General features: G+C 42.6%; 19 protein-coding genes and 1 tRNA gene. 14 read left to right on the top strand and 6 right to left on the bottom strand.

Going from position 1 to position 18,776, the window contains the following annotated elements; translation table 11 throughout:
* The first annotated feature begins 2 nt into the window (after positions 1 to 2).
* From rfbB to Q0230_RS18005, 14 genes are all read left to right on the top strand, one after another.
* Positions 3 to 1,076, top strand: coding sequence for a dTDP-glucose 4,6-dehydratase (gene rfbB / locus Q0230_RS18070; protein WP_298612626.1), 1,074 nt, complete (start codon positions 3 to 5; stop codon positions 1,074 to 1,076).
* Positions 1,076 to 2,029, top strand: coding sequence for a class I SAM-dependent methyltransferase (locus Q0230_RS18065; RefSeq protein ID WP_298612624.1), 954 nt, complete (start codon positions 1,076 to 1,078; stop codon positions 2,027 to 2,029). Before rfbB ends, Q0230_RS18065 begins: the two co-directional genes overlap by 1 nt.
* Complete coding sequence (locus Q0230_RS18060; RefSeq protein WP_298612622.1) at positions 2,026 to 2,481, top strand: oligosaccharide biosynthesis protein Alg14; 456 nt, start codon at positions 2,026 to 2,028, stop codon at positions 2,479 to 2,481. The genes Q0230_RS18065 and Q0230_RS18060 overlap by 4 nt, the downstream gene beginning before the upstream one ends.
* On the top strand, positions 2,478 to 2,951 hold the full coding sequence (locus Q0230_RS18055) for a glycosyltransferase (RefSeq protein ID WP_298612620.1): 474 nt from the start codon (positions 2,478 to 2,480) through the stop codon (positions 2,949 to 2,951). Before Q0230_RS18060 ends, Q0230_RS18055 begins: the two co-directional genes overlap by 4 nt.
* A gap of 3 nt (positions 2,952 to 2,954) precedes the next feature.
* Entirely contained in the window at positions 2,955 to 4,229 is a 1,275-nt protein-coding gene (locus Q0230_RS18050) for an oligosaccharide flippase family protein (protein ID WP_298612618.1), read from the top strand.
* A gap of 6 nt (positions 4,230 to 4,235) precedes the next feature.
* The gene (locus Q0230_RS18045) at positions 4,236 to 5,522 is read left to right on the top strand and encodes an O-antigen ligase (protein ID WP_298612616.1); all 1,287 of its coding nucleotides are present in this window, start codon (positions 4,236 to 4,238) and stop codon (positions 5,520 to 5,522) included.
* A complete protein-coding gene (locus tag Q0230_RS18040; RefSeq protein WP_298612614.1) occupies positions 5,519 to 6,055 on the top strand; it encodes a DapH/DapD/GlmU-related protein in 537 nt (178 codons plus the stop codon). The genes Q0230_RS18045 and Q0230_RS18040 overlap by 4 nt, the downstream gene beginning before the upstream one ends.
* A complete protein-coding gene (locus tag Q0230_RS18035; protein ID WP_298612612.1) occupies positions 6,039 to 6,962 on the top strand; it encodes a glycosyltransferase family 2 protein in 924 nt (307 codons plus the stop codon). Before Q0230_RS18040 ends, Q0230_RS18035 begins: the two co-directional genes overlap by 17 nt.
* Positions 6,963 to 7,802, top strand: a complete 840-nt coding sequence (locus Q0230_RS18030) for a glycosyltransferase family 2 protein (RefSeq protein ID WP_298612611.1) — start codon at positions 6,963 to 6,965, stop codon at positions 7,800 to 7,802. It abuts the gene before it with no gap.
* A 294-nt stretch (positions 7,803 to 8,096) separates the two neighbouring features.
* Positions 8,097 to 9,482: an undecaprenyl-phosphate glucose phosphotransferase gene (locus Q0230_RS18025; RefSeq protein WP_298612609.1), complete on the top strand. Its 1,386-nt coding sequence runs from the start codon at positions 8,097 to 8,099 to the stop codon at positions 9,480 to 9,482.
* Between the two features lie 23 nt (positions 9,483 to 9,505).
* Positions 9,506 to 10,603, top strand: a complete 1,098-nt coding sequence (locus Q0230_RS18020) for an acyltransferase (protein WP_298612607.1) — start codon at positions 9,506 to 9,508, stop codon at positions 10,601 to 10,603.
* A 110-nt stretch (positions 10,604 to 10,713) separates the two neighbouring features.
* Complete coding sequence (locus Q0230_RS18015) at positions 10,714 to 12,642, top strand: polysaccharide biosynthesis tyrosine autokinase (protein WP_298612605.1); 1,929 nt, start codon at positions 10,714 to 10,716, stop codon at positions 12,640 to 12,642.
* A 27-nt stretch (positions 12,643 to 12,669) separates the two neighbouring features.
* A complete protein-coding gene (locus Q0230_RS18010; RefSeq protein ID WP_298612603.1) occupies positions 12,670 to 13,128 on the top strand; it encodes a CopD family protein in 459 nt (152 codons plus the stop codon).
* Positions 13,125 to 13,625 carry a hypothetical protein gene (locus Q0230_RS18005; protein WP_298612600.1) on the top strand — a complete coding sequence of 167 codons (501 nt, stop codon included), beginning with the start codon at positions 13,125 to 13,127 and terminating at the stop codon, positions 13,623 to 13,625. The genes Q0230_RS18010 and Q0230_RS18005 overlap by 4 nt, the downstream gene beginning before the upstream one ends.
* A 65-nt stretch (positions 13,626 to 13,690) precedes the next feature.
* Here Q0230_RS18005 and ilvN read toward each other — a convergent pair whose 3' ends face one another.
* The 6 genes from ilvN to pth all read right to left on the bottom strand — a co-directional run bounded on the left by ilvN (position 13,691) and on the right by pth (position 18,775).
* Positions 13,691 to 14,197: an acetolactate synthase small subunit gene (gene ilvN / locus Q0230_RS18000; protein ID WP_298612597.1), complete on the bottom strand. Its 507-nt coding sequence runs from the start codon at positions 14,195 to 14,197 to the stop codon at positions 13,691 to 13,693.
* A 3-nt stretch (positions 14,198 to 14,200) separates the two neighbouring features.
* A complete protein-coding gene (gene ilvB, locus Q0230_RS17995; protein ID WP_298612594.1) occupies positions 14,201 to 15,895 on the bottom strand; it encodes a biosynthetic-type acetolactate synthase large subunit in 1,695 nt (564 codons plus the stop codon).
* Between the two features lie 102 nt (positions 15,896 to 15,997).
* On the bottom strand, positions 15,998 to 16,909 hold the full coding sequence (locus Q0230_RS17990; protein ID WP_298612591.1) for an AEC family transporter: 912 nt from the start codon (positions 16,907 to 16,909) through the stop codon (positions 15,998 to 16,000).
* 53 nt (positions 16,910 to 16,962) lie between these two features.
* Positions 16,963 to 17,039, bottom strand: a tRNA-Met gene (locus tag Q0230_RS17985).
* A gap of 48 nt (positions 17,040 to 17,087) precedes the next feature.
* Entirely contained in the window at positions 17,088 to 18,179 is a 1,092-nt protein-coding gene (gene ychF / locus Q0230_RS17980) for a redox-regulated ATPase YchF (RefSeq protein WP_298612587.1), read from the bottom strand.
* A 20-nt stretch (positions 18,180 to 18,199) separates the two neighbouring features.
* Positions 18,200 to 18,775, bottom strand: a complete 576-nt coding sequence (pth, locus tag Q0230_RS17975) for an aminoacyl-tRNA hydrolase (protein ID WP_298612584.1) — start codon at positions 18,773 to 18,775, stop codon at positions 18,200 to 18,202.
* Position 18,776 lies beyond the last annotated feature (1 nt).

Here is an 18,776-nt window from a genome sequence, read left to right as displayed (position 1 = left end):
TTATGACCTATCAACCTAAAAATCTACTGGTAACGGGTGGCGCTGGCTTTATCGGCACCAATTTTGTTCATTATTGGTTAGCTAGCTATCCAGATACACATATCACCGTATTAGATGCACTGACTTATGCGGGTCGCTATAGCAATTTAGAAAGTTTAGAAGGACAGCCGAATTTTCGCTTTGTAAAAGGTGATATTCTTGATCAGTCTTTAGTCGAGCATTTGTTACGCGAAGGTAACATTGAGACCCTCGTGCATTTTGCGGCGGAATCACATGTAGATCGTTCGATTTATGGCCCCGATGCCTTCTTACGAACTAATATTGATGGCACCCACAGTTTATTAAAAGCAGCCAAAAAAGTTTGGCTTGATGAGAATAAAGGCGGTGAACATCGTTTCCATCATGTCTCTACGGATGAAGTCTATGGTACTTTGTCAGCGACTGATCCTGCTTTTACTGAAACGACGCCTTATGCACCCAACTCGCCTTATGCCGCAAGTAAAGCCGCTTCGGATCATATTGTCCGTGCGTATCAACATACTTATGGTTTAAATACCACTACCAGTAATTGCTCCAACAATTATGGTCCTTACCAATATCCTGAAAAGCTAATTCCACTAGCGATTTCCAGTTTATTACGCGGTAAGGCTGTGCCAATCTATGGCGATGGTCAGCAAATTCGTGATTGGTTGTATGTGGATGATCATAATCGGGGGATTGATTTGATAATCCGCACGGGTCGGGTGGGTGAAACGTATAATATTGGTGGGAATAATGAACAGACCAACTTAAACCTGATTCACACCCTCTGTGCCTTATTAGATGAGCGTTTCCCTACTTCGCCGCATGTTCCACATCAACACTTGATTACTTATGTGACAGACCGTCCTGGACATGATCGACGTTACGCGATTGATAATCGCAAGATTTGTCAGGAGCTGGGCTATAATCCAGCCGAAACTTTCCAATCAGGTTTAGCTAAGACCTTAGACTGGTATTTAATTCATACCCATTTCTGGCAAGCGGATGAGATTCAATTATTTGGTAGTCATGCAGCGGTTAAGGAGCCAGCTTAATGCAATGTCGGATTTGCGGTAGCACGGGTGAACATACAGTCTACACCGCTAAAGAAATGATGCTTGGTCTACGGGATGAACATCGTTATTTCCAATGCGTTGATTGCGGCTGCTTACAGATTGAAGCCATTCCAGACAATCTGGCGGCTTATTATCCTAGCAACTATTACTCCTACTCTGTTCCCAATGCTGCTAGCAAGCTTAAGAAACAGCTGTTACGTCAGCGTGACTATTATGCAGTCACCGGCAAATCCTTACTTGGACATGTTTTAAGTTTAGCTTCACCGAATAGCAAACTCAGCACGCTGCGTCCTATCCAATTGAAGCAAGATTCACGGATTTTAGATGTGGGTTGTGGGGCTGGCTTATTGTTGAATTCTTTGCGGGAAGCGGGTTTCACCCAACTGTTAGGCATTGATCCCTTTAATGCTGATACCATCCATTACCCTAACGGGCTAGTCATTGAAAAGCGCGATATTTTTAGTGAAACGGGTGAATGGGATTTAATTATGTTCCACCACTCTTTTGAGCATTTGGTGGAACAACAGAAAACCTTAGTGCAAGCTCAGAAGTTGCTGGCTAAACATGGCACTGTGTTATTACGTGTCCCAACGGTTTCCTCTTATGCTTGGCAGCATTATGGAGTGAATTGGTCACAACTAGATGCGCCGCGCCATTTGTTCTTGCATTCAGTCGATAGCATTAAAAAATTAGCCGAGCAAACTGGCTTTACGGTTAGCCAAGTTCAATATGACTCTAATGCTTTCCAATTTTGGGGTAGCGAGCAATATGAACAAGATATTGCCTTACGTTCAGAGCGCTCTTGGGCAGAAAACCCAGCCAACTCGCCGTTTACTGATGAGCAAATTAAACAATTTGAACATCGGGCACGCGAATTAAATGCTCTGAATAAAGGCGATCAAGCTGCTTTCTATTTGCGTAAAGCCTCATGACTGCTAAACGTAAAGTCTTCGCCATCTCATCACCGGGTGGTCATTGGATTCAGCTGACGCGCTTATGTGCAGGCTTAGAGGCAGAGCATGAAATTGTCTATGCCTTACCCGATAAGCTATTTAAGCCTAAACGTGATCAGAAAATTTATTCTGTAATAGATGTGAGCGCGGATGATAAGTGGAAGTTAATTCCTTGTGCGTTTCAGGTTGGCTATATTCTATTAAAAGAACGTCCACAGGTAATTTTATCGACTGGAGCAGCTCCTGGTGTAGTGGCTATCTTACTTGGCAAACTACTTAGGATTCGTACTATTTGGATTGATAGCATTGCTAATGTACAAAAAATTTCCCGGTCTGGTGAGTTAGTAAAAAATCGAGCTGATGTATTCCTGACCCAGTGGGAACATTTAAGCGATCAGCAACACGTCTTATTTAAAGGCTCAGTGTTATGATTTTTGTGGCAGTAGGCACTCAATTTCCTTTTGATCGTTTGATTCGCTGCGTGGACGAATGGGCACTGGCACAGGGTGTTGAAGTCGTAGCTCAGATTGCTACAGGCGAATATCTACCTACTCATGCACGTTATGAACGCTTTATGACAACTGAAGTGTTCAATCAGACCTTGTATACTGCTAGTTTGATTATTTCACATGCGGGGATGGGCAATATCATTACTGCAATTGAAAGCAGTAAACCTATTATTGTCATGAACCGTCAATATGAACTGGGTGAACACCGAAATAACCATCAAGCAGATGGTTTGGAATGGATGGCAAAATTGCCAGGCGTCTATACCGCCAAAACCTGTGAAGATTTAACCGCTTTGCTTGATCAGCATGAAACTTTACAAGCTGGTGGGCAAGTAGGTATTGAGCGCCGACAGAATCTGATTAACTTCATTGACCAAGCCATTCGAGCTTAAAACATGAAGTTAAATAACCGCTCTTTACTCTGGCAAACGGCATTCTCGATTATCGCGCGCTTTGCAGGAGTGGGCTTAAACTTTGCGGTCGCAATTATTATTACCCGCACTTTACCGATGAATGAAGCGGGCATGTTATTTATGCTGATGACTTTAGTAACCGGTATTTCACTGTTTAGTCGTGTGGGTGTAGAACAATGGTTAGTCCGTGAAGTGGCAGGGCTACCCGAGCAAGGTTTGGCTGAAGCGCAGTTACGTCACTTATATAGTGCGTTTAGATTATTACTCATCACCAGCTTCATTTTTATGTTGCTTTGGCTGGCGATTAGTCCTGTCGTTAAACGGGATTTATTTGATGGGGATATTCACCTAGGTTTGTTATGGATCGCTGGTTTAGGTATTTTCTTTTTTAACCTAGTCATGACCAACTCTGCTTTTATGAAAGCAGCACATCACATTTCTGAGTCCTTATTGATTCAAAATGCGCTTCCTGCTGTGTGTATGATGTTGGTTATTTTACTACTCTGGCCCTTCTTCCCAGTTAATCAAAACTACTTGTGGATTTATACACTATCTGTCGTATTAGCGGGGTTAGTCTCGTTTTATTGGCTACGTGCTTGGTTGCCTTCATTAAAATCGCGTGGTGAGCCAATCACTCGTCAATCTGTCTTTCAAAGCTCTATACCACTAGCCCCAGTCTCCTATTTTGCCTTCATGATGCTATGGGCAGATACCTTAATGACTGGTTGGTTATTAAATAATGAAGATGTTGCTTTATTTACAGTAGCTGCACGTTTGTCATTTGTAAGTGGATTCTTTTTAGGCGCTTTGGATGCCACCATTTATCCACGTCTCTTACGCATGCATAAGCAAAACCCAGACAGACTGCGTAAATTTTTCTGGCAAGCCACACTGTTAGTTGCAGCGGTTTTAAGTGTAGTCACTTTAATCATTGCTATGGTAGGCAAACCCGTTTTAGCCGTCTTTAATGAAGGCTACGTACAAGCTGCAACCACTTTAGTTATCCTCTTGTTAGGACAGTTAGTCCGCGGTTTAGGGATTACTTTCTCGTTTATGTTCATCATTCGCGAGCAAGTGCGCTATCTTAATAGCTTATTATTGGTTGCCTTGCTCGCCAATCTGTTAGCGAATTGGTTGTTGATTCCCCAATACGGGATTGAAGGCGCTGCAATGGCAACTTTAGCTGCGAACTTACTTTTAACGGGTGGAGTTATCGTGTTTTTCTTCAAAAACCGCTTGTTAAGTGGCTATGCTTAGACAATTATGCTAAGAATTCTTGCCGTTTTGTTTGTTATTTCGATTTTTATTCCAGTTGAATTCTTTGTAATGGCTGGAACCGTGCGCATCGAAACCTATCGCGTCATTCTAGCGCTGACTTTAATTTATGCTTTCTTTAATTTCCGCACCGTATTAAAACGCGCAGACCTAACCGATGTGCTTTTACTAGGCTTAATTGTATTGGCTTTTGCTAGTTTCTGGGTCAACCATAGTTTACAAAAAGCTATCGAATCCACTGGCCTCTACTCCTTGGAAACCTTAGGGGCTTTCTATCTAGCTAAACTATTTATTACTACCCCTGAACGTTTCTATCGAATCAACCTAGCCTTTATTTGGGCTTTAGTAGCGCTAACCTTACCCGCCATTTATGAAGCCTTTTCGCATCATCGGATTTTGCATGAATGGGCTGAACGTCTTACAGGACACTTATCAATTGATTACCGCTTATATACCGAATACTACATACGCGGCAGCATCATGCGTACAACCAGTGTATTTGCTCATCCAATTTTGTATGGAACTTTAGCTGCCCTATTCTTCCCCTTTGCTATTTTACTGTTCTGGCGTCAACAAAAAATTAGGCAGTTTGCCATGATTCTGGGGTTGAGCGTTTCTATGCTCACAACTTTATCATCAGCTCCGTTACTGTCTTTAATTTTCCAAGGTTTTACTGTCCTATTGGTCAAATTCTGGCATACAGCACGGCGTTTTTGGGTTGCACTTTTCTTTAGTGGTTTAGCCGCTGCTATGTTAATTCAAGCTTTATCCAATCGTGGATTCTTTGGAATTTTAATTTCTTATCTAACCTTTAATCCAAATACGGGTTATTTCCGCATGTTGCAGTGGGAATACAGTATGGACGATATTTTAGATCATCCTATTTTGGGGATTGCGCATAATGACTGGACGCGTCCTTATTGGAAGGATTGGATGGGTGATAGTATTGACAGTTTCTGGTTACTTGTTACCCTACAGCACGGTATTTTTGCCTTTGTGCTCTTAATAACGGCCTGTTTCTATGCAGTTTTTAGCGTTTTAAACCAAGTACATCGGCAACACGAAAACGTAAAGTGGATGGTTACAGCATGGATTTTGTCCTTTATGTCACTGATTTTAATCGGCTTTACGGTTGACTACTTCGACAAATTGCAACCGATGTTCTTCTTCACTTTAGGCGCTATGTCTTGGGCAAAATATTATCTAATGCCAGAAACACCCAGCCTGTCTAGTGAGGCACTATCAACTAGGGAGCAGGGGAAAACAGTAAAATGAAGCCACGCTTCGTTAGTCAAAAAGTATTCATGTGGATACTGCATTTTCGGCACAGCCTACTCTATGCCTATAACTGGTATTTGCGCTCTTTCTATGGCATGAAGTTACATCCTAGCGTGCGTATCTCTTTAAAAGCCCGGGTCGATAAGACCAATCCGACTGGTTTAGCGATTGGCGAAGAAACAATGGTGACTTTTGATAGCATCATTCTTTCCCATGACTATGCGACCGAACGCCATGCGGGTGCTTATCAACAAATGACTAAAATTGGTAAACGTTGCTTCATTGGTTGTGGCTCTATCGTAATGCCAGGCATCAGTATTGGTGATGAATGTATTATTGCTGCAGGTAGTGTAGTGACCAAAGATGTTCCGGCTGGCTCAATCGTGGCTGGGAATCCTGCCAATGTAATCCGTAGCGGCATCCACACTAAAGCTTATGGGCGTTTGATTAATAACGAGACTCCAGTTAAACCTCAAATACCAACTCACTCAACTCTGTCTAGCGCTGCCTTAAATGAAACCGCTAGTTAGTATCATTTTAGTCTCTTACAACACCGCTGAACACACGCTCAAAGCCTTACAGTCGGTGCAAGCGCAGACTAAACAGCCCTATGAAATTATTGTCGTAGATAATAAGTCTAATGATCATTCAGTTGCGCTCATTCGTGAGGCTTTTCCAAGTATCCACTTGATTGAAAGCGCTGAAAACTTAGGCTTTGCAGGTGGCGTGCGTAAAGGTGTTGAATTAGCACAAGGTAGTTACCTACTTTTGTTGAATCCAGATACCTTGGTTCTGGAGGGTGCAATTGATAAGCTGTTAAACTTTGCTGAGCAGCATCCGAAGAATGGTATTTGGGGTGGTGTTACCTTAAATAATGATCTTAGCTTAAATACTCAACATGCTTGGTCCAAACCAGACTTTGCCTCGCTTTTGTTCAGTGCCTTAGGCTTGAGTAAGCTTTTCAGTTCTAGTTGTTTGTTTAATCATGCCAACTACGGCTGCTGGCAGCGAAATACAGTTAAGGAAGTTGATATTCTTTCCGGCTGTTTTTTTCTAATCAAACGGCAGGTTTGGGATGAATTGGGTGGTTTAGATCCTACCTTTTTTATGTATGCCGAAGAAGCTGACTTGTGCTTACGCGCGAAAACCCAAGGTTATCAACCTATTGTTACCCCTGATGCACGCATCATCCATCATGGGGGTGTGAGTCATGCGCGCTTTTCTGGAAAACTAATCAAACTACTCAAAGGCAAAGTAGAGCTGATTAATCGACATATTAGTGAATGGAAACGCCCAATTTTCAAAGCGTTGCTCTGGTTATATGTCTTCAACAAATATGCTATGCATCGCTTGCTAAAACCACGCTCGGAACAAGCTCAAGAGTGGCAAACCGTTTATCAAGCCCGTGATAATTGGCTCAAAGGATATTCAGCATAAATGCCTAGTGTTATCGTTCCTGCACATAATGAGGCTACTGTCATTCGTGCTTGCTTAGACAGCCTTTTAAACCAGACTGGAGTGAATCGGATTATTGTGGCTTGTAATGGTTGCACCGATACAACAGCAGCGATTGTGCAACAAGAATATCCTCAAGTGATTTGCCTTGATATTGCTAAACCCTCCAAAGTGAACGCACTCAACGAAGCTGAAAAACATGTCCTTTCCTGGCCAGTTTTTTACATTGATGCAGATACAAAACTCTCAACTGGAGCGATTGAGAAAATTACTGAAGTCATGGCGCAAGGTAAGCTGCTCTTGGCTGCGCCTGAGCCAGTCATTGATACTTCACACTCCTCTTGGCTAGTTAAGCAATACTACAAAGTTTGGTTATCCTTACCTTACATTCGCGAAGGGGTAGTAGCGACTTGTAGCTTTGTAATTTCTGCTGAAGGCCGAAAGCGCTTTATTAATTTTCCTAATGTAATCAATGATGATGGCTTTGTTCGCTGCCAATTTTCGCCTGATGAGCGTGGTAACGTGCCAGGTACTCAAGTTTTTATTACTGCCCCAAAAAACATCAAATCCCTGATTAAAATTAAGACCCGTGCACGCTTAGGCAATATGCAATTAGCCGCCGCGAACTTATGTACTAAAGCGCAAGAAAAACCTTACTCACAAATCATGCGTGCTAAATTACTTAGCAAAGATTTTTTCTCAGTGAGTCTGTATATAGGGATCGCTACAGTCATCCGTCTACGGGCTAAGCAACAATTAAAACATTTAGCTAGCTATCGTTGGGAGACTGATCATAGCTCCCGTCAAACACAATCCCACTAAAACCTAACGATTGTCCTGAAAAATCTTACATTTGTATTTTTTTTACGACACAAGTTACTGAATTAAGCTATATTTAGTGGCAGAATAGCGGCCGATTTGAGTGTCTAGATGCCGCGAAAATCGAGTTTTGCTTACAGAACAGCTGTTTAAGAGAAACAGGCTAAAAATTCACATTTAGTTACAATGTGGGATTAGTGTTGTTTTTTTGTCAGAATAGCTAAAATATAAGCAATGTGACAATAAAGCCCTGCGCCCTACGGTATCAGGACAAGACTATGTGGATGGAATATATCGATGGTCGGTAAAAAAATCAGTTCTGAACTCGTCTACCGCAGTACAGATACCCTGGTTATTTTAAGCATTGTACTCATAGCCTCTGTTTATGATCCTAATTACGATTTCCTTAATGGCTATTTAGCAGCGGGCTTAGGCGCCTCTCTTATCTTTGGCTTAGTAGGGCGCTTTACCGATATTTATACCTCTTGGAGTGGCCGCCCTTTCTTCCGCGATGAGGCCATGCGTACTGTTGTTACCTGGCTCACCACCTTTTTCCTACTGGTTTTTATTATTTTCATTGCCAAAAGCTCTGAACAGTTTTCACGAGTGGTCTTAGTGGGTTGGTTAGTCACCACACCCTTTCTCCTAGTACTCACCCGCTATATCTTACGGGTTTTACTGTCGCATCTTAAGCGTATTGGGATTCGTAATCGGAACATTGCAATTGTAGGGATTACTGAAACCGGTTTACGCTTTGCAGACTCGATTAATACCCAGCCTGAGTCAGGTTTGCAAGTTGCTGGTTTTTATAGTGTTGACCTCGATACTGCAAACTTACCCAGTAATTATGCCAAGATTGGTAATACTGAAGATTTACTAGAGGCAGCACGTAATGGTACTTGGGATCAAATTTACCTTGCATTACCAACTCAAAATCAAAATCTCTCTAGCCAACTTATTAGTCAATTAGCTGACACTATTACTCCTGTACGCTTAATCCCTGATAACTTTACGCACGCACTTCTACATAATAAATACTTGGAAATTGCTGATACGCCAGTACTTTGTATCTATGATGCGCCACTGTCGGTACAACATGCGTTAGTTAAACGAGCTGAAGATTTAATTATTGGTAGCCTCATTCTCTTCTTAATTTTACCTATCATGGCGGTAATTGCTTTAGCCATTAAAATCAGCTCACCTGGCCCAGTGCTCTTTAAGCAAGCCCGTCACGGACTCAGGGGAGAGGAATTCCAAGTGTGGAAATTCCGTACTATGACGGTTTGTGAAAACGGGGATGTGATTAAGCAAGCAACGCGTAATGATGTACGTGTCACTAAAGTTGGTGCTTTTCTGCGTAAAACATCATTAGATGAATTACCACAGTTTTTTAATGTCATCCAAGGCCATATGTCAATTGTAGGTCCCCGCCCTCATGCTGTTGCCCACAATGAGGCTTATAAAGTGCTAATTCCAGGTTATATGCAACGCCATATGATGAAACCGGGTATCACAGGTTGGGCACAAGTTAATGGCTGGCGTGGTGAAACAGACACTTTATACAAAATGCAAAAGCGTGTTGAGTGCGATATGGAATATATTCGCTCATGGAGCTTATGGTTAGATTTACGGATTATAGTGGCAACTGCTTTTAAAACTTTATCAGACAAAAATGCTTACTAAATTAAACTTAGTTTTAGACAACCTTGAAACTTGATCAGCTAACCTTTACTCGCTACATTGCTGCCTTAACGGTTGTTTTTTTTCACTTCGGCCAACAGGCATTTCCTGCAACCAACATGTGGTGGCATCCAGTTGTCACTGCAGGCCCTATAGCGGTTAGCTTTTTCTTTGTACTTTCTGGTTTTATTATGGCGGTTGCCTATTATCAACCTGAACGCCCTAATCTTAATAAAGGAAAATACTGGCTAGCCCGCTTTGCACGTATTTATCCGGTTTATTTATTAGCCTTAGTACTAATGATTCTGGCTAATCTTAAAACCGATGGGCGCGATCCTACTGCTGTTGGACTAAGTTTAACAATGCTACAGGCTTGGCTACCAGGCTACGCCATGGTGCTCAACTCCCCTGGTTGGTCATTGTCAGTTGAGGCACTATTTTACCTGAGCTTTCCGTTTTTGCTATCTTTTGTCCATACCAAAAGCTTAAGAAAACTGGCACTCATTACTTTAGTCCTGTGGTTTAGTACACAGTTTTTCCAAATTATCTTACACAATTCTGCAAGTTATGAGGCAAAAGGCCTATTGCACCAGTTCATTTACTACCATCCTCTAATGCATATGAGTACCTTCATGTTAGGCTTGGTGGTAGGGATAGCTTTCTGCAAAGGCCAGTTTAATCAGTTTAATCAGCCTTGGAATGGCTTAGCTATTCTTGGTCTTACAGTCTTAGTAATTTTATTATTAGCTTATGAAGCAAGTTTTGAGAAAACGTTAGGGTTTTTAATTGACTATAATAATGGCTTAATAGCCCCTGTTTTTTTGGCCATTTTAGTGCTGTTAGCCGTCAATAACAGTTGGACTAAGCACTTCATGTCTTTACCTTTTTTAGTATTACTAGGCGAAGCGAGCTATTCATTGTATATTCTGCAGCGGCCAACTTATGGGATTTATGATCGAGTATTAGGCCATTGGTTACCTTTAGATGCCAATCTGCACTATTATCTATTTGCGATCTTGCTAACCGTAGCCTCTATTTTATCTTTTAAATACATGGAAACACCGTTACGGCGTTTGATCAACTCATTTTACGGTTCATCTGGGAAAGCTAGCTCAAGCCTTTAAGCCTATGCACACTCGCCTTCCACAAGATAAAATCTTGCGTCTCAGCCTAGACTGGTTAGCGCTATAATGCCGGAAATACTTTTAACCCCAAGAATTTACATATACCGACTATGAATCAGAACACTGCAAGTCAAGTAAATGGAACCAGTTATGTTCCAGCTTACGCCAAGGCTCAGGATACCCTCGATCTGCGTGAATTTTGGAAGACTCTGGTGCGTCAGAAGAAATTAGTGTTGGGTATTGTTGGGGCAACTCTATTGCTCGCCCTACTTTTAACTTTTTTAAGTAGCCCTGTGTATCGAGCTACCGCTACTTTACAAGTTGAGCGTGAGGCAACTAAGGTGGTTAATGTAGACTTTTTAAACAATGGCGACATCCGTGATACACGCGACTTTTATCAAACTCAATTTGAGTTAATTAGAAGTTATTCAGTGATTGAAAAAGTCATAGACAAATTACAATTGACTGAAGATGTTATTCGCCGTTCTTTATTTGGTAAACTTAAAAATCTATTTTCGCCAGACACTGCCGCCAATAGCAAAACGGCTTTAGCTAATGCCATTATGGAAAATTTGGATATTGAGCCAATTAAAAATTCGCGCTTAGTGGCTATCCATTTTGATGCATCCAGCCCAGAAAAAGCCGCAGAAGTTGCCAACGCTATTGTCGAAGAGTTTGTCAATAGCAATCGAACTCGCCGGTTAGAATTGACGGGTGGCGCACAAACTTTCTTACAGCAACAAATTCAAGAAGCCAAGGGCAAATTACAGGAAAGCGAAAAAGCCTTAAACGCTTACGCTAAAGAAAACACTATCATCAACTTAGATGATAAAGAATCCACCACTAGCTCACATAAAATTATGCGCCTCTCTGAAGAGCTAGTGAAGGCTGAAAGTGAAGCCATCATTGTAGAAACCGACCCAGCACGCCAAGGTGAGCTAGCATCAGCTAGAAAACGGGCTGAATTATTACGTGATGCTTTAAGTGAAGAAGAAAAGAAAGCTTTGATCTTCCAAGATAGCCGCGTAGCTTACAATACCTTAGAGCGTGAAGTTGAAACTAATCAAGCGCTTTACCAAGGTTTATTACAGCGCTTAAAAGAAATTAATGTTGCTGGCGAAGCGGGTAATAACAACTTAAGCATTATTGACAAAGCGCTAGCACCTTTACAAAAATTCAAACCTAATTTATCAACCAATCTGATTTTTGCAGGCTTATTAGGTTTATTTCTAGGGATTGCTGCTGCTTTCTTACGTGAATTTATGGATGATAGCGTTAAAGATATTAATGAATTAGAACGCCAAACTCGTTTACCCGTCCTAGGTTTAGTGCCAGCTGTCAACGAAAATGATCCAAAGAAAATTTCACAACTTGTTTTAAACTCGCCTAAATCACCCTTAGCAGAATCCTTCCGTTCTTTACGCACTACGATTCGCTTCAAACTACGTGAGCAAAATGAAAAGCCTGTGTTATTCATTACCAGTGCGCGTGCCAATGAAGGTAAAACTACCGTAGCTATGAACCTAGCCAGCGCGTTTGCCCATACGGGTAACAGAGTCTTATTAATTGATGCTGATTTACGCAATCCGTCTTTACACAAATTAATTGGTACGCGTAACCAGCAAAATCTGGTTGGTTATTTGTCTGGTGAATACCCCTTAGACCAACTATCTCAAGCCTCGAATGTACCCAATCTAGATATTATTGTGGCTGGTACACCACCAACTGATCCATCTGAACTCTTAGCCAATACTAAGATGGAAGCTCTACTCAAAACTGCAGGTCAGCATTATGATGTAGTGATTATGGATGGGCCGCCGATTTTAGGTTTAGCGGATGCCATGATTCTCAGCTCTTTAGCAAATATTACCTTGCTAACCGTGCATGCCAATGACACGAGCACCAGTACTATCAATAATGCATTGAAGCGCTTACAAGAAACCGGTGCACAAATCTCAGGTATTATTTTGAATCAGGTTAAAGATGCTGAGCGTTTAGGCTATGGTGATGATTATTATCACTATCCGAACAAAATTTAAGTAGTTATTAGCTAAAAGGAAGTCAGCATGTCAATTGCTTTAGCACTGCATGTCTTAGCGATTACAGTATGGGTTGGCGGAATGTTTTTCGCTTATATGGTGTTGCGGCCTATTGCTGCCAGCCAATTGCAGCCACCACAACGCTTACCCTTATGGCAAGGAGTGTTTAGTCGCTTCTTTCCTTGGGTATGGGCAGCAATTGCTTTAATTTTGGCTTCAGGCTATTGGATGCTGTTTGGCCCTTATGGTGGAATGAAAAATGCGCCGGTATTTATCCACATCATGCATACTCTTGGCTTGGTGATGATGGCAATTTTTCTGCATGTCTTCTTTGCACCTTATAAGCGCTTAACTCACTATGTACAACAATCCAATTGGCAGGAAGCAGGTAAAGCTTTAAACCAAATTCGATTTTTGGTGGGCCTCAATCTCGTGATTGGCTTGATTAATATTGTAATCGGTGCGGCTGGTAAGTATTGGGTGTGAGTGCTACAGAACAGGTGATGGCTGTTGCTGAATTGCCCCTCCAAGCTTTACAGCAACTGTTAGAGCGCTATGGTCTAACTTTAGCTCTAGTAGAATCTCAAGCCTCTATCCCAGGCAGTTATTGGGGTGAATCCGAAGCTGGAATGATCGGGTGCACTATCTATATCCGCCCTGATACCCCTATGCATTCATTTCTACATGAAACCTGCCATGTTATCTGTATGGATGAAGAGCGCCGCCAGCACTTACATACTGACGCAGGCGGAGAAACCGCTGAAGAAGATGCCGTATGTTATCTGCAGATTCTACTGGCTGAGCAGCTTCCAAGTTTTGGGAAAGCACGCGCCTTACTTGATATGGATCGTTGGGGTTACACGTTTCGCTTAGGATCTGCACAGCGCTGGTTTGAAGAAGATGCAGAAGATGCGCGTCTTTGGCTGATTCAGCATGGATTGCTGAATACGCAAAATCAGCTGATTTTTAAGCTACGTACTTAGCCAATAAAAAAGGGACAGTTTGCACTATCCCTTTGTGTCTTACCGATTTAGCCTTTAGATAGGTTTTACACAGTTAAAGCACTAGAGCCTCGTGCGATCCCCATACTACCGGAACGCACTACTTCCATAATCCGAGCTTCGCTTAGCGCCTGTAAGAAAGCATCTAGCTTAGTACGATTACCAGTGACCTCAATCGTATAAGTTTTGTCACTCACATCAATAATCCGTGCACGGAAAATATCAGTTAAACGCTTCACTTGATCACAAGAACCATGCTTTTGCACATCGACCTTAACCAACATCATTTCACGTTCAATATGTGGGTAATCGTTCAAATCCATCAGCTTCACTACATCAACGAGCTTATGTAGCTGCTTCATGATTTGCTCGACGATTTCTTCGCTACACAAGGTAACGAGGGTCAAACGTGATAAGGTAGCATCTTCAGTGGGTGCTACCGTAAGCGATTCAATGTTATAGCCGCGTGCTGAGAATAAGCCAGATACCCGCGACAAGGCACCTGCTTCGTTTTCCATTAAAATGGAAATTACATGCCGGGTTTCGTCACTCATCGCTTACACCAAGATCATTTCATTGTGACCAGCATTGGCTGGAACCATCGGATAAACATTGCTTTCACGCTTAGTGATGAAATCCATAAACACTAAACGATTCTTCATTGCCATCGCTTCTTTCAGTGCCCCCTCAACATCCGCAGGGCGCTCAATGCGCATACCTACATGCCCATAAGCCTCAGCCAGCTTGACGAAATCAGGCAGTGCATCCATATAGGACATGGAATACCGCTTCTGATAGAAGAACTCTTGCCACTGCCGCACCATCCCCAAATAGCCATTATTCAAGGTAATAATTTTGATCGGCAATTGATACTGCATACAAGTAGACAGCTCTTGAATATTCATTTGAATACTGCCGTCACCGGTAATACAAGCTACTGTGGCATCAGGATAAGCAATTTGCACACCCATCGCGGCTGGTAAACCGAAGCCCATCGTGCCCAAACCACCCGAATTAATCCAACGATTAGGCTTATCAAACTTGTAGAACTGAGCCGCCCACATTTGATGCTGACCTACATCCGAAGTCACATAAGCATCTCCATCTGTAACTTCCCAGAGCTTTTCCACTACAAACTGCGAGCGAATTGACTCATCGTCTTGCTCGTATTTAAGACAATCCGCTTTGCGCCACTCATTGATTTGTGACCACCACGCACTCGTATCGGCGGTTTGCCAGTCTTTGCGCGACTGTAACTCTTCTAACAGATCGACTAATACATGTTTCACATCACCCACAATCGGAATATCAACCTTCACATTCTTAGAAATGGAGGCTGGATCAATATCGACGTGAATAATTTTCGCATGCGGGCAGAATTTCTCAATATTCCCTGTAACGCGGTCATCAAAACGTGCACCAATGGCTATGACTAAGTCAGATTGGTGCATCGCATGGTTAGCTTCGTAAGTCCCGTGCATACCAAGCATACCGACGAACAAAGGATCAGTTGCAGGATAAGCACCTAACCCCATTAGGGTATTCGTGACCGGAAACTTCAGTTCGCGGGCTAATTGCGTTAATTCGGCCGCACCACCCGATAGAACCACCCCACCACCGGTATATAGAATTGGACGCTTGCTTTCCAACATTAGATCAATCGCACGGCGGATTTGGCGTTTATTGCCTTTAACCGTTGGATTGTAAGAGCGAATACTGATTTCTTTGGGATAATCGAACTCACAACGAGCAGCAGTAATATCCTTCGGAATATCGACTAATACAGGGCCGGGACGACCAGTACTGGCGATATAAAATGCCTTCTTAACAGTCGAAGCTAAATCTTTTACATCAGTCACCAAGAAGTTGTGCTTAACACAAGGGCGAGTAATTCCCACAATATCCACTTCTTGGAAAGCATCATTACCAATCAGATGGCGTGGAACTTGCCCTGTAAATACCACCAGCGGTACTGAATCCATGTACGCATCGGCAATCCCTGTCACGGCATTGGTCGCACCAGGGCCAGAAGTGACTAATACCACACCAGGTCTATTAGTAGCCTTAGCATAGCCTTCAGCTGCATGCACAGCTGCTTGTTCGTGTCGCACCAGAATGTGGTTGACATGCTCAGCTTCTTTGTAAAGCGCGTCGTAAATATGTAACACTGCTCCACCCGGATAGCCGAAGATGGTATCAACCCCTTCTGCCTTCAGACACTCAACGAATATCTCGGCACCGGTCAGTTCCACACTTAACTCCTGATTAAGGATTTATAAAGAAAAGAGCCGAATCATAATATGAATTCAGCGATAATTCACGTGACTCGATGGGTTATATAGATATTTTTTGCTTCAATGCAGCAAGAAGGACAAAACCAATGGCAAACTCACTAAAGCCAATAAAGTTTGCCCGGTAATCATCCCTGCCATCAACTCAGCATTGCCGCCTAGTTGGCGCGCTAAAATATAAGCCGAGGGTGCGGTTGGTAAAGCAGCAAAAATGATTAAAATCGCACTCGACACTGTATCTAAACCTAAAGCAAAGGCCACGCCAACCGCTAAGAGAGGCACTACCAATAATTTTAGAGCAGCACTCCAAAAAAATGGCGCATGCAAGCCCTTTAAAGCCGCTAAATTAAGCCCTGCTCCTACTGCTAACAACCCTGCTGGCAAAGCCATCTGCCCTAGTTGTTTGAATACATCAATAACAATAACTGGCAACTTCCAAGGCAAAATATTTAAGATCATGCCGATCACACAAGCCACTAGCAACGGATTAGTTGCAAGTGACTTAAATAAAACATCCAGCTTCAACTGCTTTTGTACCAACAGCGCAAAGACCAAGACACATAAGATATTCACGACTGGAATCATTACTGCTAAGACCAAAGCACCCAGAGTCGGTGCTGGTGCTGGAAAAACTGTAGACATCGCTAGGCCAATGTAGGTACTAAAACGTACTCCTCCTTGAAAAAAGGAAGTGTAATCCGCAGCATTTAAATTTAACAACGCTTTAAACGGCCAACTTATTAAGCCTGCTAAGATAGGTACTAAGATAATGCCAAGAACCAAAAGACTAGTTTCAGACCAATGAATCTGCGCTTGGCTTAAATTTAGGATCAGGAGTGCAGGTAATAGCACATAATAAGAGGCTTTTTCCACATAAGGCCAAAAATCAGCAGGTAAAAAACCGGTATGCTTAGCTAGATAGCCCAGCATCAACAAAATAAAAATTGGTGAAATAGTAGTAAGAATAAGCGTCATAGTTACGCATAGTAAAAAGCCCTTGTAGAACTAATCTACAAGGGCTTTGAAAATGGTGGCTACGGTGAGACTCGAACTTACGACCCCAGCATTATGAGTGCTGTGCTCTAACCAACTGAGCTACGTAGCCAAGAGGCTGCGAATCTTAGCCTTAAGCATGAATCCTGTCAACCCTGAACTATACATTAAAACGAAAATGAACCACATCGCCTTCTTGTAGGATGTAATCTTTACCTTCTAAGCGCCATTTACCCGCATCTTTCGCACCTTGCTCGCCTTTGTAGGTAATGAAGTCATTATAAGCAATCACTTCAGCACGAATAAAACCACGTTCAAAATCAGTATGAATCTTACCAGCACCGTTGGGGGCACTTGCGCCACGATTCACCGTCCAAGCTCGTACTTCTTTGACGCCTGCGGTAAAGAAAGTTTGTAAGCCTAACAATTCATAACCAGCCCGAATCACTCGATTTAAACCCGGTTCTTCTAGACCCATGCTGGCTAAAAATTCAGCTTGATCTGCTGTATCCAACAAAGATAGTTCAGCCTCCATAGCCGCACACACAGGTACTACTTGAGCCTTTTCATCTTGAGCTATTTTGGTCACTGCATCTAAATAATGATTATTTTCAAAACCATCTTCATTCACATTGGCAATGAATAATAAAGGTTTGATGGTGATTAAATGAAATTCACGAGCAAGCTTTTGTTCTTCAGGTGATAGCTCTAGTAAACGGGCTGCTTTACCTTCAGACAGATGGGCTAATAGGCGATCCGCTAGCTCTTTCTGCGCTAGCATTTCTTTATTACCTGATTTGGAGGCTTTAGCTAAACGCTGAACCGCGCGCTCCATACTTTCCATATCAGCTAGTACGAGCTCGGTGTTGATAATATCAATATCGTGAGCAGGATCTACCTTATTGTTCACATGAATAATGTCGTCATTATCAAAACAGCGAACCACTTGGGCAATCGCGTCAGTTTCACGGATATGTGCGAGGAATTTATTCCCTAAGCCTTCGCCCTTAGAGGCACCAGCAACTAAACCAGCAATATCGACGAACTCCATCGTCGTTGGTAACACCCGCTCAGGCTTTACAATGGCAGATAAGTCATCCAAGCGTAAGTCGGGTACTGGTACGATGCCCACATTTGGCTCAATCGTACAGAATGGGTAATTCTCTGCTTGAATGCCTGCTTTAGTCAGAGCATTGAATAAAGTTGACTTACCTACGTTGGGCAAGCCAACAATCCCGCATTTGAATCCCATAAGAGCTACCTTTTGTCGTACTATTTGCGATGCAATTCATTCATCGCTTTTTGCAAATCACCGGCCAGCACTAAAGCAATTTGATCAGCAGCTTTATCCACTGCAAGTCGAATCGCTATTTCCTCATCCCGCGTCGGTGGGGATAAAACATAGTCGACCACTTTATTTCGATCACCTGGATGCGCAATCCCTAAGCGTAAACGCCAATAGTCAGCACTCAGATGAGCATGTAAATCACGTAAGCCATTATGTCCACCATGTCCACCTGCTTGCTTGAGACGCACATCACCCACGGGTAAATCCAATTCGTCATGTGCGACTAAAACTTGTTGAACAGGGATACGGTAGAAATCAGCTAATTGGCGTGCGGCTAAACCGCTACGGTTCATAAAGGTCATTGGTTTCAATAACCAAACTGACTCAGAACCTACATTAATACGGCAAGCCTCGCCGGAGAAACGTTTTTCAGTTAAGAACTGACCGCTATAACGCTTTGCCAACTCTTCAACAAACCAAAACCCGGCATTGTGCCGGGTTTTGTCATACTGAGACCCCGGATTCCCCAAACCGACAATCAACCGAATAGGTTCAGCCATT

Origin of the sequence: uncultured Thiothrix sp. (genome assembly GCF_937876535.1) — a bacterium.
Classification (GTDB): Bacteria; Pseudomonadota; Gammaproteobacteria; order Thiotrichales; family Thiotrichaceae; genus Thiolinea.
The sequence above is the reverse complement of the archived record's forward strand: the minus strand, read 5'-3'. Positions and strand labels throughout refer to the sequence as shown.

What these genes read in the sequence shown, in the direction of transcription:
- rfbB (WP_298612626.1), top strand. Translation starts at nt 3, where the DNA reads ATGACCTATCAACCTAAAAATCTACTGGTAACGGGTGGCGCTGGCTTT.
- Q0230_RS18065 (WP_298612624.1), top strand. Translation starts at nt 1,076, where the DNA reads ATGCAATGTCGGATTTGCGGTAGCACGGGTGAACATACAGTCTACACC.
- Q0230_RS18060 (WP_298612622.1), top strand. Translation starts at nt 2,026, where the DNA reads ATGACTGCTAAACGTAAAGTCTTCGCCATCTCATCACCGGGTGGTCAT.
- Q0230_RS18055 (WP_298612620.1), top strand. Translation starts at nt 2,478, where the DNA reads ATGATTTTTGTGGCAGTAGGCACTCAATTTCCTTTTGATCGTTTGATT.
- Q0230_RS18050 (WP_298612618.1), top strand. Translation starts at nt 2,955, where the DNA reads ATGAAGTTAAATAACCGCTCTTTACTCTGGCAAACGGCATTCTCGATT.
- Q0230_RS18045 (WP_298612616.1), top strand. Translation starts at nt 4,236, where the DNA reads ATGCTAAGAATTCTTGCCGTTTTGTTTGTTATTTCGATTTTTATTCCA.
- Q0230_RS18040 (WP_298612614.1), top strand. Translation starts at nt 5,519, where the DNA reads ATGAAGCCACGCTTCGTTAGTCAAAAAGTATTCATGTGGATACTGCAT.
- Q0230_RS18035 (WP_298612612.1), top strand. Translation starts at nt 6,039, where the DNA reads ATGAAACCGCTAGTTAGTATCATTTTAGTCTCTTACAACACCGCTGAA.
- Q0230_RS18030 (WP_298612611.1), top strand. Translation starts at nt 6,963, where the DNA reads ATGCCTAGTGTTATCGTTCCTGCACATAATGAGGCTACTGTCATTCGT.
- Q0230_RS18025 (WP_298612609.1), top strand. Translation starts at nt 8,097, where the DNA reads ATGGTCGGTAAAAAAATCAGTTCTGAACTCGTCTACCGCAGTACAGAT.
- Q0230_RS18015 (WP_298612605.1), top strand. Translation starts at nt 10,714, where the DNA reads ATGAATCAGAACACTGCAAGTCAAGTAAATGGAACCAGTTATGTTCCA.
- Q0230_RS18010 (WP_298612603.1), top strand. Translation starts at nt 12,670, where the DNA reads ATGTCAATTGCTTTAGCACTGCATGTCTTAGCGATTACAGTATGGGTT.
- ilvN (WP_298612597.1), bottom strand. Translation starts at nt 14,197, where the DNA reads ATGAGTGACGAAACCCGGCATGTAATTTCCATTTTAATGGAAAACGAA.
- Q0230_RS17990 (WP_298612591.1), bottom strand. Translation starts at nt 16,909, where the DNA reads ATGACGCTTATTCTTACTACTATTTCACCAATTTTTATTTTGTTGATG.
- ychF (WP_298612587.1), bottom strand. Translation starts at nt 18,179, where the DNA reads ATGGGATTCAAATGCGGGATTGTTGGCTTGCCCAACGTAGGTAAGTCA.
- pth (WP_298612584.1), bottom strand. Translation starts at nt 18,775, where the DNA reads ATGGCTGAACCTATTCGGTTGATTGTCGGTTTGGGGAATCCGGGGTCT.